Here is a 14,717-nt window from a genome sequence, read left to right as displayed (position 1 = left end):
CGGGAGACGAGTAGAAAGTCAGCGTGACCACTACGTTGCGCCCCGCCGGACCCGAGGAACGACGCGCGGACGGGGGGCGGACCCGTACGTACGAGGTGTGCGTCAACAGCCGCCCCGTCGGCCGGGTCGAGCTGCGCACCGAGCCGCGGCGCGGCCCCGCGACGGGTCTCATAGCGGACCTCCGGATCGACGAGCGGGAGCGGCGCCGCGGACGCGGCACGGTCGCCGCGCTGGCCGCCGAAGAAGTGCTGCGGGGGTGGGGCTGCCGGGAGATCGAGCTGCCGGTCCCCGCCGGCGCGGAGGTGGCGCTGCGCCTGGCCGCCGCCCTGGGCTACACCGAGCGCAGCCGCCGGATGCGCAAACCGCTCACCGAGGTCCCCGCCCTGCCCGAGGGCAGCGAGGACCGCCCGCTGACCGAGGCGGAGTACCCGGCGTGGCTGGCGGCGTCCCGGGCGACCTACGTGGAGACGCGGACCGCCCACGGGATGCCCCGCGCGGCGGCCGAGGAGGCGGCCGACCGCTCGCTCGGCGAGCTGCTCCCGGACGGCCTGGCGACCCCCGGCCTGTACCTGCGCGTCCTCGTCCACGACGGCACGGACGTCGGCTACATCTGGGTCACGGAACGCGAGCTCGGCCGGCCCGGGGGCTACGTCTACGACGTGGAGGTGGCCCCGGAACACCGGGGCCGGGGGCACGGGCGCACGCTGCTGCTGATCGCCGAGCGCGGCTGCCTGGCCGTGGGCCAGCGCGAGCTGGGCCTCAACGTCTACGCGGACAACACCGCGGCCCGGTCCCTGTACGAGTCCCTGGGCTACGGGACCAGCGAGTACACCTTCTGGAAGCCGCTGCTCTGAGCCGCGGGCGCCGGCCGCGTGCCTACCGCTCCCGCTCGGCCAGCAGCCGGTCCACGATCTCCTCGACGCGCTCGCGCAGCCCTTCCTGGCTCTGCCCGCCGTCCAGCCGCTCGCCGCCGACGACGTACGTCGGGGTGCCCCGCACACCGATTGCCTGGCCCTCGGCCTGATCGGCATCGACGATCAGCAGGTGCCGCCCGTCGACGAGCGCGGTGTCCATCTCCTCGGCGTCCAGCCCCAGGTCGGCGGCCACCTCCAGCAGCAGCTTCTCGCCCCGCCGGTCCAGCTCCTCCGTACGGGCCAGGACGGCCGCCGCGTACTCCGCCTGCCGCCCCTGGACCGCGGCCTCCTCCGCGGCCTGGGCCGCCGCGTAGGCGTGCCGGTGCTTGGACAGCGGGAAGTGGCGCAGCCGGATCTCCAGCCGGTCGCCGTAGCGCTCCCGCAGCAGGCGCAGGTCCTCCAGCGCGGCGTGGCAGTCCGGGCACTGGAGCTCGCACCAGACGTCGAGGACGGGCGCGTGTGGCCCGGGGGGCGTGTCATCAGTCATGGGGCCAGTCTCCCAGCCGACGTCCCCGCGTCCGTACTCGGACCTGCGGAGGAGAAGCGACCCGGAGATGTCCCTGAGCTGGTGGCGGAACGTGGCCCGGGCGGCACCGGACAGGGCAGGATGGAAGGAGGCGGGGCGCACTCCGCCGTAAGCGACCCATCGGCAGGAGGACCGGATGCTGACCTCGACCGTCTGCGCCGCGGTGTCGGCGGCCGGCCTGGGCATCGCCGCCCTGACGGCCTACCGCAAGCGCTTCTGGGCCGCCACGCGCATCGCGGCCTATTCCCTGATACCGGTCGGGCTGGTGATGACGGGCGTCATCGACTGGCTGACCGACATCGTCTTCAAGCCGTCGGTCTGGGCGGGCTTCGGCGTGCTCGCGCTGTCGGCCGTGCTCTTCCTGGCCGGGCGGCTCGTGGAGCGGCGAACGGGCCGGGTGGGCGGCCGGCGCAAGCAGCGCAAGGCCGCGGCCGGAGCACCCGCCGCGGGCGCCGTCGCCCCGGCCGCGTCCGCGCCCTCGCTCGGCGCCGGACGGACCGGCTCGCACGCCACCGCCAAGAAGGGCGCGAGCGGTGCCCCCACGGATGACTTCTCGGATATAGAAGCGATCCTGAAAAAGCACGGGATTTGATGAACTGCCGCTGGTGAGGGGCGTTTTTTCCGAACCCCGGTGGCGCGCTGCGCCATTATCGGCGCGAGATGAACGACGAGTGCGCCCTGACCCGCAAGGACCCGCCGCCACCGGTGGATTCCCCGGGCCCCGAAACCCACGGCTGCCTGTACGCGCTGTCCCAACCGCCGCTGATGCTCTTCCTCACCTTCATCGCCGTCCTGCTCCTGATCGGTGCCGTCCATGACCTCTTCCTGCTGTGAGGGACAAAGGAAAAGGCAGGTTCGGCGGTGCGTGGCGACGAGAGAGAGCGCGCGATGAGGGACATACGCAGACGGTGACGACGACCGGGGCGGTCCGCCAGGCATTGCTTGCCTGGGAGAGTGCCCCGGTGCCTCAGCCCGCCGCCTCGCGCCGGCGTGCCCGGTACGCGGCGACGTGCAGGCGGTTCCCGCAGGTGCGGCTGTCGCAGTAGCGGCGCGAGCGGTTGCGCGAGAGGTCGACGAAGGCGTACCGGCAGTCCGGGGCCTGGCAGCGGCGCAGCCGTTCCCGTTCCCCGGCCACGACGAGGAAGGCCAGGGCCATCCCGCCGTCCGCCGCGAGGTGGTCGGCGACCGAGGCGCCCGGCGCGAAGTAGTGGACGTGCCAGTCGTAGCCGTCGTGGTCGGTCAGCCGCGGGGTGGTGCCGGCCGCCGCGACCAGGTCGTTGAGCCGCTCGGCGGCGGTGCGGTCGTCGGTCGCGGCGAACACCTGCGCGAGCTGTGCCCGTACATTCCGGACGGCTGCCAGGTCCTCCACGCCGAGGGTGCCCACGTCGCTGATGGAGTTGCGCGCGACGAACTCCTGGAGGGCTCGCAGGTCGCCGAGGCCGTCGGGAGCGTCGCCCTCGGGGGCGGTGTTCACCAGGTCGACGACCGCGTCGAGCGCACACCGGGTGTCGTGGTTGATCATCACGGTTTCGCTCCCTGGCCGGGTGGGGTCGGACGGGCCGCCCCGCGTTCCTTGCCGAATGGTCGCCGACTCTAGCGGCTGGAACAAGCCTCGGCGCCGTCCGCGCGGGGAGTTCCGCGAAGACGGCGCCGGTGCGCCGTATGGAATTGTCCTTCGCCTTGTGAACTTCTCCTTCTCGGTCCGTGGCCGTCGCCCCGAGTCGGACGGTCGCGGGTGGGAGTGGACGGTTGCGGTGGTGGGCTGCGGAGGCCGCGATCGAGGCCGGGAACGCCGCTCAGCTCTCCGCGAGGATGTGGGAGAGCTCGGTGTCGAGATCGAAATGACGGTGTTCCGTACCGGGGGGCACCGCCGCGTCGGTCCTCTTGAGGAACGATTCCAGCGCCCGCGCCGGGGCCTCCAGCAGGGCCTCGCCTTCCGGGGAGCTCAGGGCGATGCAGACGACGCCCTGCCCATGGCTCCGGGACGGCCATACGCGGACGTCGCCGGTACCGGTGGGCCGGTGGAGGCCCTCGGCGAGGAGATCGCGGGCGAAGACCCACTCCACCGTCTCCTCGGCGCCGGTATGGAAGGTGGCGTGCACGGCGTAGGGATCGGCCGTGTCATACCGCAGGCCCGCCGGTACAGGCAGTGAGGACTCGCTCGACACAACGAGGCGCAGGTGCAGCTCGCAGCTGACCGTGGTGTTCATAAGCGCCAGGGCCTTTCGCTCAGTGTGCGCTCGGGGGTTCGCACGTCGGCGAAATCGACATGCCACCTACGGTGCCGTTGTAAACCCCTCTGACTGTTTTGGGCGGCTTCAGGTACCTCTTACGGCGGAGCGCCGGATCCTCCTGAGCGGCCATTCCGGTGACCAGGTGTGTCCGGTAGGTTGGGGCCTTATGAATACGGAGAGTAACGGGGGGTTGGGGGTCGTGAACGAGGAGGCTCCCCAGCCGGCGCAACCTCTCGGTTCGCGGGCCCCGCAGTTCGTCAAGCGATCCCGTCCGCTCCACCTGAGCTGGCAGGTCGGGGTCTTCGTCGTGGGTCTGGCGGTCGTGATCGCCGGCATCATCATGCTGCCGCTGCCCGGCCCCGGGTGGCTGGTGATCTTCGCGGGCATGGCCATCTGGGCGACCGAGTTCGTCTGGGCCCAGCTCGTGCTGCGCTGGACGAAGCGCAAGGTCACCGAGGCGGCGCAGAAGGCCCTCGACCCGAAGGTGCGGCGGCGCAACATCATCCTGACCGTCATCGGTCTGGTGATCATCGCGGCGGGCGTCGCGGTGTACGTGTGGAAGTTCGGTTTCGAGATGCCGTGGAACGTCAACGAGTGATCTTTCGGGCCCGGCGTGCGGCGCCGGGCCCGGCCCGGACCGCCGGGTGGTCACGAGTGCCCCCCGACGTGGGGTAATGTTGGCCGTGCGCCAGGGCGAAGAGCCCGGCGCCCGGGCGATTAGCTCAGTGGGAGAGCGCTTCGTTCACACCGAAGAGGTCACTGGTTCGAACCCAGTATCGCCCACCCCGGACGAGGGCCCGGAGGCTTCAAGCCTCCGGGCCCTCGCGCGTGTTGGCGTCCCGTTCGCCGGTGCCTTCGCGTGCGGACCGGACACCCGCCCGGTGGTTCTCGCCGCCGCGTGACGCGCCGTCCGGCCGCCGGAACGGCCCCCGCGCCACCGGGCCGAGCGGCACACTGATGTCATGCCGGTCCCGCGCTGCCGTCTGCACCACTACCGTTTCCGCGACGTGTGGCTGCTGGACGCGCCGCCCGCCCACGTCTACGCGGTGCTCGAACGGCCCGAGACCTATCCCCGGTGGTGGCCCCAGGTGCGCGCCGTGGAGACCCGGGACGGCAGCCACGGGGCGGCGCGGTTCCGTTCGGTCCTCCCGTACGAGCTCCACGTCACGGCGCGCGAGACGCGGCGCGACCCGGTCGCCGGGGTGCTGGAGGTGGCGATGCGCGGGGACCTGGACGGCTGGGCGCGGTGGACGGTCGGGGCGCTGGGGCGCGGGACGCGGGCCGTCTTCGAACAGGAGGTGGTGGTGCGCAAGCCGTCGATGCGGCGGCTGGCGGTGCCGGGGCGTCCGCTGTTCCGGGCCAACCACGCGCTGATGATGCGGGCCGGGCGGCGCGGGCTCACGTCCTGGTTGGCCGGTGACGCGGCGGGCCGGGAGGGAGCGGAGTGAGCCGGTCCGCGGCGGCGGACCGGGGAATTTGTTGGAAAGGGCCGGTGACCTGTATTGTTCTACTCGTTCGCGGGGGAAACCCGCGGAACACCCGGGCGATTAGCTCAGTGGGAGAGCGCTTCGTTCACACCGAAGAGGTCACTGGTTCGAACCCAGTATCGCCCACCGGGATCGAGGGCCGGACCGTCAACCGACGGTCCGGCCCTCGGGCGTTGAGGCGGGACCGCGGTGTTCGGTTTCAGGCCGCCGTGGACAGCTCCGGGCGCACCGGCCAGTGCGGGTCCACCGACTCCTCGGAGCCGTTACGGGCGAACCAGGCCTGCAGGCCGCGCGCCTGGGCGGCGTGCCAGACCGCCTGACGGGTGTGCAGCTCCGCCGTGCTGAGCGCACCCAGCCGGTCCGCGAACCGGTGGCCGAGGGCCCGTACGACCTGGAGCGCGGCGAGCGCGTCCGCGGCGGCCTCGTGCGCGCCGGTCAGCTCGACCCCGTACTCCGCGCACAGATCGGTGAGGGTGCGCCGGCCCTTGCGGTAGCGGTCGCAGTGCTTGTCCAGGACCAGCGGGTCCAGGACCGTCAGGGTGTGCGGGCCCAGGTAGTGGGCGAGCGAGGCGGCGCGGTGGCGGCGCAGTTCGCGGTCCAGGAGCGTCAGGTCGAACGGCGCGTTCATCACCGTCAGGGGGCGTCCCATCAGCGCCTGTTCGGTCAGGGCGCGGGCTATCTCCTCCATGACGGGGGCGGGCCAGCGGCCATGCCGGGCGAGGTGGGCGGGGGTGAGCCCGTGGATGTCCGTCGCCGCCTGCGGGATGTCCACGCCGGGGTTGACCAGCCATCGGGTCACGCGGGGGGCGGCACGCGGGGTTTCCTGGACGATCAGCGCGGCGGAGACGATCCGATCTCGCTCGACGTCGACGCCGGTCGTCTCGGTGTCGAAGGAGGCCAGGGGACCGTCGTACCAGCACGGCATCTTCACAACTCCTTGCGCTCGTGCAGCGGGTGGCTCGCCACGAGCCACCCGATCTGGTGATACCCGGGGCATTCGGTTGTCGAACCGTCCTAGTTTGTGGACCACTTCCAGCGGTCACAACACAGTCAGCGGGCCGCCGCGATCAGCCCGGCCCAGCCGACGAAACCCCCACACCACCCACCGCCCGAGGGCGCCGTCAGGCGCGCGGGCGCGATCGGACGCCGCGGGTCGCCCCGACCTCCGCGGCCCGGAAGGCACTTGGGCGATGACGCTCGCGCATCCTGAACCGGGGGGCACCTCCCGTGCCGAAGACCACGGGGACAGGCCGGTGCCCCTGCGGGCCGCGCCGCTGCGCGGTGGGCTCGCCACCACCGCCTGCATGGAGACCCTGCAGGTCGGCTACCTCCACGCGGTCGCCGCCGCGTCCGGGTGCTCGCTCGCCCAGCCGTTCCCCGACAACGGCGTCGACTGGCACGTCAGCCACGGGTCCTCCCACCACGCCGCGGACGACGAAGTCACCATCAAGGTGCAGCTCAAGTGCACCTATCAGGTCGCGCCGAGCCCGCCGGGGCCGAGCTTCTCCTTCACGCTGGACAACGACCACCTGGTCAAGCTCGCCCGTACGCCGGTGTCGGTGCACAAGATCCTGGTCGTCATGCTCGTGCCGCGCACCCAGGAGGAGTGGCTGCGCGCCCGCCACGACCGGCTCGAACTGCGGCACTGCTGCTACTGGACCAACCTGGCCGGCCAGCAGGTGACCGGTCGGCGCAGGACCACCGTGCGGATCCCCACCACGCGGATCTTCGACGACCGCGCGCTCTGCGACATCATGTCGCGGGTCGGCGCGGGAGGGAGACCCTGATGCACCGGCCGACCGACGGGCCCGCCCCCCGGGTCCCGGACCCCGCCCACCTCGACCCGGCGGTGCTCACCGCGCTGCTCTCCCGGCACGGCTGGCGGCGCCGGGGCGGCTTCGCGGGCCGGTACGCGCGCTGGACGCCGCCCGGCGGGCTCGGCGGCACCAGCCTGCTGGTGCCGCGGGACCGCGCCTTCCCCGACAGCGGCGACCTCCTCACGGAGGCGCTCGCCGCGCTCGCGCGCAGCGCCGCGCCGTCCGCCCGCGAGGTGCTGGCCGGGCTCGCGGTGCCCAGTGACGAGGTGCGCTGGGAGCGGGCCGGCCCGGACGACGGCCTTCCGGCCGCGCCCTGGACGGCGCAGGAACGGCTGCGCGCGGCGGCCCGCGCCACGCTGCTCGCCGGGGCGCTGGGCACGTACGGGCAGGCCGGCTACCACGGGGCGCGGCACCGGCGCCGGGCCGAGGCGTTCCTGGGCGAGGTCATGGTCGGGCCCGCGCCGGCCGGGCGCGAGCTGGCCGCGTACGTGCCGGTGGCGGCGGGGCGGGAGGCGGTGGCCGGGTTGCAGCGGGCGCTGCACGCGGCCCGGGACGCCACCGACTACCAGCGGGCGACCGGCCGGATGGACGCCTTCGACGCCGCAGTGGGGCTGGGGGTCTGCTACGAACTGGCGGACGCGCTGATCGCCCTGGTGCGCGGGGCCGAGGGGGTGCGGATCACGGTGGCGTGGTCGCCGGAGGCCGGGCCGCCGGCCGGGTGCCCGGCCCGCCCCGAACCGGTGGAGTTCTCGCCCGGCGACCTGCCCGCGCTCCAGCGGGCGGCCCGCCGCTACGTCCGCGACGAGCCCGCGCTGCCGGTGCGGATCACCGGCACGGTCGTCCGGCTGCGCCGGGAACGGCCCGGCGGGCCCGGCACCGTCCGGCTGCGGGTGCTGTCCGGGGCGGACGTGACGCAGGTGCGGATGACGCTGACGGCGGAGGACTACCGGATCGCCGGGCACGCCCACCTGGTGGGGCTGCCCATCCGGGTCAGCGGGCGGCTGGAGAGCCGGGGCGGCTTCCGCCGGGTCAGCGGGGCGAGCGACGTCACACCCGTCCAGGTCGACGACGCCGAGCGGGACCGGCTGCTCAAATCGCTCCAGGAGAACCTGGACTCCTTCGAGGAGGCGTGCGGGGGGCCGCTGGGCGACGGCTGAGCGGGGCGCCGCGCGGGGCCCCGCCGGGCCCCTGTGGCGGGTCGCCCCGCGGGAAGCCCCGGCCCGCCGGGCACCCGTGCCTTCCGGGCCGGTGCCGGTGCCGGGCACCCGTGCCGGAGCACCATTTCGCGGAGGGCGCGTCCGGCTCGGTACGATTCGGCTGCGCAGCGATCGCTGTCGTGAACGAGACATGAGTCAGGAGAGACCGGTGTCAGACGTCCGTGTGACCGTCCAACGCGATTCCGAGCGGGAAGAACGCGTGGTGACCACGGGCACTACGGCCGCCGCGCTCTTCGACGGCGAGCGCTCGGTCGTCGCCGCGCGCGTCGCGGGCCAGCTCAAGGACCTGTCGTACGAGCTCGCCGACGGCGACGAGGTCGAGCCCGTCGAGATCACCAGCGAGGACGGCCTGAACATCCTGCGCCACTCGACCGCGCACGTCATGGCGCAGGCGGTGCAGGAGCTGTTCCCCGAGGCCAAGCTGGGCATCGGCCCGCCGATCAAGGACGGCTTCTACTACGACTTCGACGTCGAGAAGCCCTTCACCCCCGAGGACCTCAAGCGCATCGAGAAGAAGATGCAGGAGATCCAGAAGCGGGGGCAGCGGTTCTCGCGCCGCGTCACCAACGACGAGGACGCCCGCGCCGAGCTGGCCGACGAGCCGTACAAGCTGGAGCTGATCGGCCTCAAGGGCTCCGCCGCCGAGGCCGCCGAGGGCGCATCCGCCGAGGTCGGCGCCGGTGAGCTGACGATCTACGACAACCTGGACGCCAAGACCGGCGAGCTGTGCTGGAAGGACCTGTGCCGCGGTCCCCACCTGCCCAGCACCCGTGTCATCCCCGCCTTCAAGCTGATGCGCTCGGCCGCCGCCTACTGGCGCGGCAGCGAGAAGAACAAGCAGCTCCAGCGGATCTACGGCACCGCCTGGCCGACCAAGGACCAGCTCAAGGCGTACCTGGACTTCCTGGTCGAGGCCGAGAAGCGCGACCACCGCAAGCTCGGCGCCGAGCTGGACCTCTTCTCCATCCCGGAGGAGCTGGGCTCGGGCCTGGCCGTCTTCCACCCCAAGGGCGGCATCGTCCGCCGGGAGATGGAGACCTACTCGCGGCGCCGCCACGAGGTCGCGGGCTACGAGTTCGTCAACACCCCCCACATCTCGAAGGAGCAGCTCTTCGAGACCTCGGGGCACCTGCCGAACTACGCCGACGCGATGTTCCCGCCGCTGGAGTTCGACGGGCAGAACTACCGCCTCAAGGCGATGAACTGCCCGATGCACAACCTGATCTTCCGGGCGCGCGGCCGGTCCTACCGCGAGCTGCCGCTGCGGATGTTCGAGTTCGGCACGGTCTACCGCTACGAGAAGTCCGGCGTGGTGCACGGCCTGACCCGCGCCCGGGGCTTCACCCAGGACGACTCGCACATCTACTGCACCAAGGAGCAGATGGCGGACGAGCTCGACTCGCTCCTGACCTTCGTCCTGGACCTGCTGCGCGACTACGGCCTGAACGACTTCGAGCTGGAGCTGTCCACCCGCGACCCCGAGTCGGACAAGTTCATCGGCGAGGACGCGGAGTGGGAGGAGGCCACCGACGCGCTGCGCCAGGCGGCCGAGAAGCAGGGCCTCCCGCTGGTCCCGGACCCGGGCGGCGCCGCGTACTACGGCCCGAAGATCTCCGTCCAGGCGAAGGACGCCATCGGCCGGTCCTGGCAGATGTCGACCATCCAGGTCGACTTCCAGCAGCCCAAGCGGTTCGGCCTGGAGTACACCGCGGCCGACGGCAGCAAGCAGCAGCCGGTGATGATCCACCGCGCGCTGTTCGGCAGCATCGAGCGGTTCTTCGCGGTGCTCCTGGAGCACTACGCGGGCGCCTTCCCGGTGTGGCTGGCCCCGGTGCAGGCGACCGGCATCCCGATCGGCGACGCCCACGTGCCGTACCTGGAGGAGTTCGCCGCCGAGGCCCGCGAGAAGGGCCTGCGGATCGAGGTCGACTCCTCGGCCGACCGGATGCAGAAGAAGATCCGCAACGCGCAGAAGAGCAAGGTGCCGTACATGATCATCGTCGGTGACGAGGACATGGCCAACGGTTCGGTCTCCTTCCGCTACCGCGACGGTTCGCAGAAGAACGGCATCCCGCGCGAGCAGGCGATCGCCGAGATGCTCGACGCCGTGGAGCGCCGCGCCCAGGTGTGACGCGTCACCCCCTACCGGGGCGAGGGGCGGTCCGTACGGGCCGCCCCTCGGCGTTTGCGCGCCGGGCCCGGGGAATATGCTGCTCACCATGACGAGTGAGCCGGAGCAGCAAATCGGCGTCGGGACTCCGGACGCCTTCCAGCGTCTGTGGACGCCCCACCGGATGGCCTACATCCAGGGCGAGAACAAACCCAGCGGTCCGGGGGCCGACGACGGCTGTCCCTTCTGCTCCATCCCGTCCAAGAGCGATGAGGACGGCCTGATCATCGCCCGCGGCGAGAAGGTCTTCGCGGTCCTGAACCTCTACCCGTACAACGGCGGCCACCTCATGACCGTCCCGTTCCGGCACGTCGCCGACTACACCGAGCTGGACGAGGCGGAGACCGCCGAGCTGGCGGTGTTCACCAAGCGGGCGATGACGGCGCTGCGGACCGCCTCCGGCGCGCACGGGTTCAACATCGGGCTCAACCAGGGGAGCGCGGCCGGGGCCGGGATCGCCGCCCACCTGCACCAGCACGTGGTGCCGCGGTGGGGTGGGGACACGAACTTCATGCCGGTGGTCGGGCATACGAAGGTGCTGCCGCAGTTGCTGGCCGATACGCGGGCGATGCTGGCGGAGGCTTGGCCGAAGGGGTAGGGCGGTTCCGGCGCCGGGATCGGGGTTTCCCCGTTTCCCCTGGGCTCTGCCCCGGAGCCCGGGTCCCGTCGGGGCCTGCCCCTGTGCCCGGTCGGGTACGGGGGCGGGGCGGGCGACGGGTGGTTTTCGGGCTCCGGTGAACGCCGGGGGCGTTGTCCTCAATCGCCGGACGGGCTTGATTTGGCTGGTCGTCGTCCTTGGGTGTCGTGGGGCGGGCTTGATGGGGGAAGCCGTCGTCCTTCAGTGACGTTGGACGGCTTGATGTGGCGGGCTGCTGCCCATGGCCGATACCGGACGGCTTGATGTGGCCGGTCGTCGTCCTTGGGTGGCGCCGGACGGCTTGAACGGGCGACTCGCGGTGCTGCGCCTGTGTCGGTGGGACGGCGCATGTGGCGGATGGCCGACACACGTCCCCCGTAAATCGGATAAATCACGCGGTTTGCGTGGGGTTGCCTCTCTAATGGGGAGGTGACCTCCCTTCGTTCCGGGTCGGCCGGCTCGCACCGTACGCACGTCCACGACGACCGGCGGGACCGGCCGCCGGGCCGCCGCGCGGGTGCCCGGTCCGGTCGGCGCGTCGTGCTGCTGGCCGCGTTGTGGGCCCTGCTGGCGGCCGGCTGCGGCGCCGGGGGTGAGCCGGAGGCCACCGGGACCGCCCCCAAGCGGCCCGCCCCGGACCGGTCCCGCCCCACCCCCACGAAGTCCGCGGCCCCGGCGCTCCCCGGGATGCCACCCCTACTGGACCCGCACGACGTCTATGCGGCGGACCGCCCCGGCCGGCTTCTGCCGCGCGTCAAGGACTACCCCTCGCGCGTGTACGTGCCCAACACCGGCTCCAACACCGTCAGCGTCATCGACCCGAAGACGTACAAGGTCATCGAGACGATTCCGGTGGGGGTGCAGCCCCAGCACGTCGTACCCTCCTGGGACCTGAAGACGCTCTGGGTCAACAACAACCGGGGACACGACCTGACCCCCATCGACCCGGCGACCGGCAAGGCGGGCCGCACCGTCGACGTCCACGACCCGTACAACCTCTACTTCACGCCCAACGGGAAGTACGCCATCGTGATGGCCTCCATGGACCGGCAGCTCGTCTTCCGGGACGCGCACAGCATGGCCGTGCGCAAGACCGTGCCGGTGAGCTGCGCCGGGGTCAATCACGCCGACTTCTCGGCGGACGGCCGGTATTTCATCGTCTCCTGCGAGTTCTCCTCCGAGCTGCTGAAGGTGGACACGGAGAAGATGGAGGTCATCGGACAGCAGAAGCTGCCGTTCGACGGGGCGATGCCGCAGGACGTGAAACTCTCGCCGGACGGCCGGACCTGGTACGTCGCGGACATGATGGCGCACGGGGTGTGGGTGCTGGACGGCGACCGGTTCACCGAGCCCCGGCTGCTGCCCACCGGCAAGGGCTGCCACGGCCTGTACGTCAGCCGGGACTCGCGGACGATGTACATCTCCAACCGCGGCGAGGGCTCGATCTCACTGCTCGACTTCGCGACCGGCAAGCTGACCGGCAAGTGGCACATCTCCGGCGGCGGGAGCCCGGACATGGGCGGGGTCTCCGCGGACGGCAAGGTGCTGTGGCTGTCCGGGCGGTACCACGGGGAGGTGTACGCCCTCGACACCCGCTCGGGGCGGACGCTGGCGAAGATCCCGGTGGGGGAGGGGCCGCACGGCCTGGCGGTGTACCCGCAGCCGGGGCGGTACTCCCTGGGACACACGGGGATCTTCCGGTAGGGGCGTACCGACGTACGGACGGTAGGGACGTACGGACGGTAGCGACGTACGAACGGCAGGGGCGTACCAACGGCAGGGGCGTACGGAAAAGCGGGCGCCGTTTCCGGCGCCCGCCCCGTGTATCCGTGCGGCGATGCTCAGGCGTGGTACTCGTCCGCCTTGCGCGGCTCGGCCTGCTGCACCATGCCGCTGAGCACCAGCGACCGGCTGTCGAAGCGCTGGGTGTCCACGCCGTTCTCCCGCAGCACCCCCAGCGCGGCGGCGTGCACCACGCGCAGCACCGGCGTGGCCGCGCGCAGCGCGTCGTCCGCCATGAAGCGGTGCCGCCAGGGCTTGTCGGCCCAGGCGTGCCGCAGCCCGAACGGCTCGGGCAGCGTCAGCTTGCCGCCGAAGAACTCCAGGACCGGGGGGAACCACGTCAGCGGCGCGCGGGCGGCCAGCCGCACGACCTCGCTCGCGTCGATCAGGGGCAGCTTCTGGGTCTTGGTCTCCCAGAACTTGACGACCTTGGGCACGGTCTTGGTCTTCGGCGACGGCTTGGCGCTGAACAGGGAGTTCACCGGGCCGAGGGCGTGGCCGGTGACCTCGATGCGCAGCGTCTCGTGCAGCACGGTGACGGTGATCATGAGGGTTATCACCAACTGGCCGTCCCACAGGACGAACTGCACGCCCAGGTAGTGCCGGTTGCCGCTGCCGAACTGCTGCTCGTTGCAGATGCGCTCTATCTCGTGGCCGCGCACCTGGAACGCCTCGATGTCCGTGCCCTCGGGGCGGCCGACCGCCTTGTCGTTCTCGCCGACCGGGACGACGATCCAGTGGCGCACGGAGGGCGGCTGCTTGAAGCCCCCGGTGTGCAGCGGGCTGCGCTCCAGGAGGCGCAGCCGGTCGTGGATGGCCTTGACGACGTCCCAGCTGCGGAACGGGTTGATCTCGGTGCCCTCCTTGGCGGGGATCAGCTCCTCGGCGAGCTGCCAGCTGCCCCAGCGGGTGCCCATGCCCAGTATTCCGCGCGGTCCGGCGTAGAAGGCGACGTTGCTCTCCTGCTCGGCGCCGAGCTTTTCGAGGTTGTGGCGCAGCGTTTCCGCGGCGGTCTCGGAGGGGGCCTGGGGCACCGCCTCGGGGATCTTCGTGGCCACCCCGCCGCCCTCCAGCAGGCTCTTCCACGCCTCGCGCAGCTCCTTGGCGGTGGCCTCGCAGATTCGCTTGGCCCACCACCAGCCGATGACCGGCGCCACCACCATGGCGCGCAGGTACACCGACCAGAAGCCGGTGAACGGCAGCTTGACCAGGAACAGCACCGCCAGGCCGGCCGTCACGACCAGCACCGCGATCCCCAGCACGGAGGTCCCCGTACCGCCGGTCTTGGCCAGCGTCTTCTTGAGCTGGAAGGCGCCCAGCCACAGCAGCACGCCGGGCAGGAAGAGCAGCCCGAACACCACCATGAGGAGGGTCAGCCGGACGTCCCGCGCCTTGCGGATGCGGTTGGCGTTCAGGCAGTGCACGACGACGGTCTGCGGCTCGATGCCGAAGGACTGGATGAGCGCCTTGCGCCCGCCGCCGACCATCCGGACCTGCACGGCCCGTGCGAAGGCCTCGCCGAGGTTGGGCTCGAACAGCGAGAGCCTCGGCTTCTTGATCTCCGACTTGGCGGTGTCGGAGTCGGCCTTGCTGATGTCGGAGAGCTTGCCGTCACGGTACGCGGCCGAGGCCAGCGCCTGCGTCGCCGCGGTCTGCCCGGCACCGCCGGACAGCGGGACCTGGGCCCCGGGACTGAAGTCGAAGCCGTCTGCTGCCACTACCGCCCCCATCGCCGCACACATTCACTGCTGCGGCTCTCTTCCCAACTGCCGCTGTCGGCACACCTGCTGAGCTGCGCTCTCAGCGTACAGCGGCCGTCCAGCCCGCCTCGGGGGCCACGGAGGGCGACGAGCGCGGGCGGGGAGGCCGGAGGACGCGGGGTGCCCCGGCCGTCCGGCCGCCCCGGCGTCTCGCGCGCCCTCCGTCGCCTCCG

The 14,717-nt window shown here is 72.0% G+C and carries 15 protein-coding genes and 2 tRNA genes; 12 read left to right on the top strand and 5 right to left on the bottom strand.

Translation table 11 applies throughout. The features are described from left to right. The first annotated feature begins 23 nt into the window (after positions 1 to 23). Positions 24 to 854: a GNAT family N-acetyltransferase gene (locus tag ABZX96_RS08345; RefSeq protein ID WP_355539891.1), complete on the top strand. Its 831-nt coding sequence runs from the start codon at positions 24 to 26 to the stop codon at positions 852 to 854. Between the two features lie 22 nt (positions 855 to 876). On the opposite strand, the gene ABZX96_RS08340 is transcribed toward ABZX96_RS08345, so the two are convergent. Further along, on the bottom strand, positions 877 to 1,401 hold the full coding sequence (locus tag ABZX96_RS08340) for a DsbA family protein (protein WP_355539888.1): 525 nt from the start codon (positions 1,399 to 1,401) through the stop codon (positions 877 to 879). Positions 1,402 to 1,576: 175 nt separating this feature from the next. Here ABZX96_RS08340 and ABZX96_RS08335 point away from each other — a divergent pair, with 175 nt between their 5' ends. Together ABZX96_RS08335 and ABZX96_RS08330 are read left to right on the top strand one after the other, a co-directional pair. Further along, a complete protein-coding gene (locus ABZX96_RS08335; RefSeq protein ID WP_355539885.1) occupies positions 1,577 to 2,032 on the top strand; it encodes a hypothetical protein in 456 nt (151 codons plus the stop codon). Between the two features lie 68 nt (positions 2,033 to 2,100). After that, positions 2,101 to 2,274 carry a hypothetical protein gene (locus ABZX96_RS08330; RefSeq protein WP_355539882.1) on the top strand — a complete coding sequence of 58 codons (174 nt, stop codon included), beginning with the start codon at positions 2,101 to 2,103 and terminating at the stop codon, positions 2,272 to 2,274. A 133-nt stretch (positions 2,275 to 2,407) separates the two neighbouring features. Here ABZX96_RS08330 and ABZX96_RS08325 read toward each other — a convergent pair whose 3' ends face one another. Further along, a complete protein-coding gene (locus ABZX96_RS08325) occupies positions 2,408 to 2,965 on the bottom strand; it encodes a CGNR zinc finger domain-containing protein (RefSeq protein WP_355539879.1) in 558 nt (185 codons plus the stop codon). 271 nt (positions 2,966 to 3,236) lie between these two features. Further along, on the bottom strand, positions 3,237 to 3,650 hold the full coding sequence (locus ABZX96_RS08320; RefSeq protein ID WP_003959770.1) for an SsgA family sporulation/cell division regulator: 414 nt from the start codon (positions 3,648 to 3,650) through the stop codon (positions 3,237 to 3,239). A 190-nt stretch (positions 3,651 to 3,840) separates the two neighbouring features. On the opposite strand from ABZX96_RS08320, the gene ABZX96_RS08315 reads away from it, so the two are divergent. The 4 genes from ABZX96_RS08315 to ABZX96_RS08300 all read left to right on the top strand — a co-directional run bounded on the left by ABZX96_RS08315 (position 3,841) and on the right by ABZX96_RS08300 (position 5,287). Then, a complete protein-coding gene (locus ABZX96_RS08315) occupies positions 3,841 to 4,272 on the top strand; it encodes a TIGR02611 family protein (RefSeq protein ID WP_355539876.1) in 432 nt (143 codons plus the stop codon). Between the two features lie 113 nt (positions 4,273 to 4,385). Further along, positions 4,386 to 4,457, top strand: a tRNA-Val gene (locus ABZX96_RS08310). Positions 4,458 to 4,636: 179 nt separating this feature from the next. Continuing rightward, entirely contained in the window at positions 4,637 to 5,122 is a 486-nt protein-coding gene (locus ABZX96_RS08305) for an SRPBCC family protein (protein WP_355539873.1), read from the top strand. 93 nt (positions 5,123 to 5,215) lie between these two features. Beyond that, positions 5,216 to 5,287: transfer RNA gene (locus tag ABZX96_RS08300), tRNA-Val, on the top strand. Between the two features lie 73 nt (positions 5,288 to 5,360). On the opposite strand, the gene ABZX96_RS08295 is transcribed toward ABZX96_RS08300, so the two are convergent. Next, positions 5,361 to 6,086: an exonuclease domain-containing protein gene (locus tag ABZX96_RS08295; RefSeq protein WP_355539870.1), complete on the bottom strand. Its 726-nt coding sequence runs from the start codon at positions 6,084 to 6,086 to the stop codon at positions 5,361 to 5,363. 265 nt (positions 6,087 to 6,351) lie between these two features. Here ABZX96_RS08295 and ABZX96_RS08290 point away from each other — a divergent pair, with 265 nt between their 5' ends. From ABZX96_RS08290 to ABZX96_RS08270, 5 genes are all read left to right on the top strand, one after another. Further along, positions 6,352 to 6,948: a DUF4365 domain-containing protein gene (locus tag ABZX96_RS08290; protein WP_355539867.1), complete on the top strand. Its 597-nt coding sequence runs from the start codon at positions 6,352 to 6,354 to the stop codon at positions 6,946 to 6,948. Continuing rightward, positions 6,948 to 8,135, top strand: coding sequence for a hypothetical protein (locus ABZX96_RS08285; protein ID WP_355539864.1), 1,188 nt, complete (start codon positions 6,948 to 6,950; stop codon positions 8,133 to 8,135). The genes ABZX96_RS08290 and ABZX96_RS08285 overlap by 1 nt, the downstream gene beginning before the upstream one ends. Before the next feature lie 208 nt (positions 8,136 to 8,343). After that, the gene (gene thrS / locus ABZX96_RS08280) at positions 8,344 to 10,326 is read left to right on the top strand and encodes a threonine--tRNA ligase (RefSeq protein ID WP_355539861.1); all 1,983 of its coding nucleotides are present in this window, start codon (positions 8,344 to 8,346) and stop codon (positions 10,324 to 10,326) included. A 76-nt stretch (positions 10,327 to 10,402) separates the two neighbouring features. Beyond that, entirely contained in the window at positions 10,403 to 10,963 is a 561-nt protein-coding gene (locus tag ABZX96_RS08275; protein ID WP_355539858.1) for an HIT domain-containing protein, read from the top strand. A gap of 579 nt (positions 10,964 to 11,542) precedes the next feature. Continuing rightward, on the top strand, positions 11,543 to 12,706 hold the full coding sequence (locus tag ABZX96_RS08270) for a YncE family protein (RefSeq protein WP_355540047.1): 1,164 nt from the start codon (positions 11,543 to 11,545) through the stop codon (positions 12,704 to 12,706). A 137-nt stretch (positions 12,707 to 12,843) separates the two neighbouring features. Here ABZX96_RS08270 and ABZX96_RS08265 read toward each other — a convergent pair whose 3' ends face one another. After that, positions 12,844 to 14,514: a hypothetical protein gene (locus ABZX96_RS08265; protein WP_355539856.1), complete on the bottom strand. Its 1,671-nt coding sequence runs from the start codon at positions 14,512 to 14,514 to the stop codon at positions 12,844 to 12,846. Between the last annotated feature and the right edge of the window lie 203 nt (positions 14,515 to 14,717).

This window comes from Streptomyces sp. NPDC003077, from assembly GCF_040611095.1.
Lineage (GTDB): Bacteria > Actinomycetota > Actinomycetes > Streptomycetales > Streptomycetaceae > Streptomyces.
Note: the sequence above shows the minus strand (reverse complement) of the source record. Positions and strands in the feature narration are given on the sequence as shown.

Bases quoted from the DNA above. Each gene is read 5' to 3' on its own strand.
- ABZX96_RS08335 (WP_355539885.1), top strand. From the start codon at position 1,577: ATGCTGACCTCGACCGTCTGCGCCGCGGTGTCGGCGGCCGGCCTGGGC.
- ABZX96_RS08290 (WP_355539867.1), top strand. From the start codon at position 6,352: ATGACGCTCGCGCATCCTGAACCGGGGGGCACCTCCCGTGCCGAAGAC.
- ABZX96_RS08265 (WP_355539856.1), bottom strand. From the start codon at position 14,514: ATGGGGGCGGTAGTGGCAGCAGACGGCTTCGACTTCAGTCCCGGGGCC.
- ABZX96_RS08320 (WP_003959770.1), bottom strand. From the start codon at position 3,650: ATGAACACCACGGTCAGCTGCGAGCTGCACCTGCGCCTCGTTGTGTCG.
- ABZX96_RS08340 (WP_355539888.1), bottom strand. From the start codon at position 1,401: ATGACTGATGACACGCCCCCCGGGCCACACGCGCCCGTCCTCGACGTC.
- ABZX96_RS08295 (WP_355539870.1), bottom strand. From the start codon at position 6,086: ATGCCGTGCTGGTACGACGGTCCCCTGGCCTCCTTCGACACCGAGACG.
- ABZX96_RS08275 (WP_355539858.1), top strand. From the start codon at position 10,403: ATGCTGCTCACCATGACGAGTGAGCCGGAGCAGCAAATCGGCGTCGGG.
- ABZX96_RS08330 (WP_355539882.1), top strand. From the start codon at position 2,101: ATGAACGACGAGTGCGCCCTGACCCGCAAGGACCCGCCGCCACCGGTG.
- ABZX96_RS08305 (WP_355539873.1), top strand. From the start codon at position 4,637: ATGCCGGTCCCGCGCTGCCGTCTGCACCACTACCGTTTCCGCGACGTG.
- ABZX96_RS08285 (WP_355539864.1), top strand. From the start codon at position 6,948: ATGCACCGGCCGACCGACGGGCCCGCCCCCCGGGTCCCGGACCCCGCC.
- ABZX96_RS08315 (WP_355539876.1), top strand. From the start codon at position 3,841: ATGAATACGGAGAGTAACGGGGGGTTGGGGGTCGTGAACGAGGAGGCT.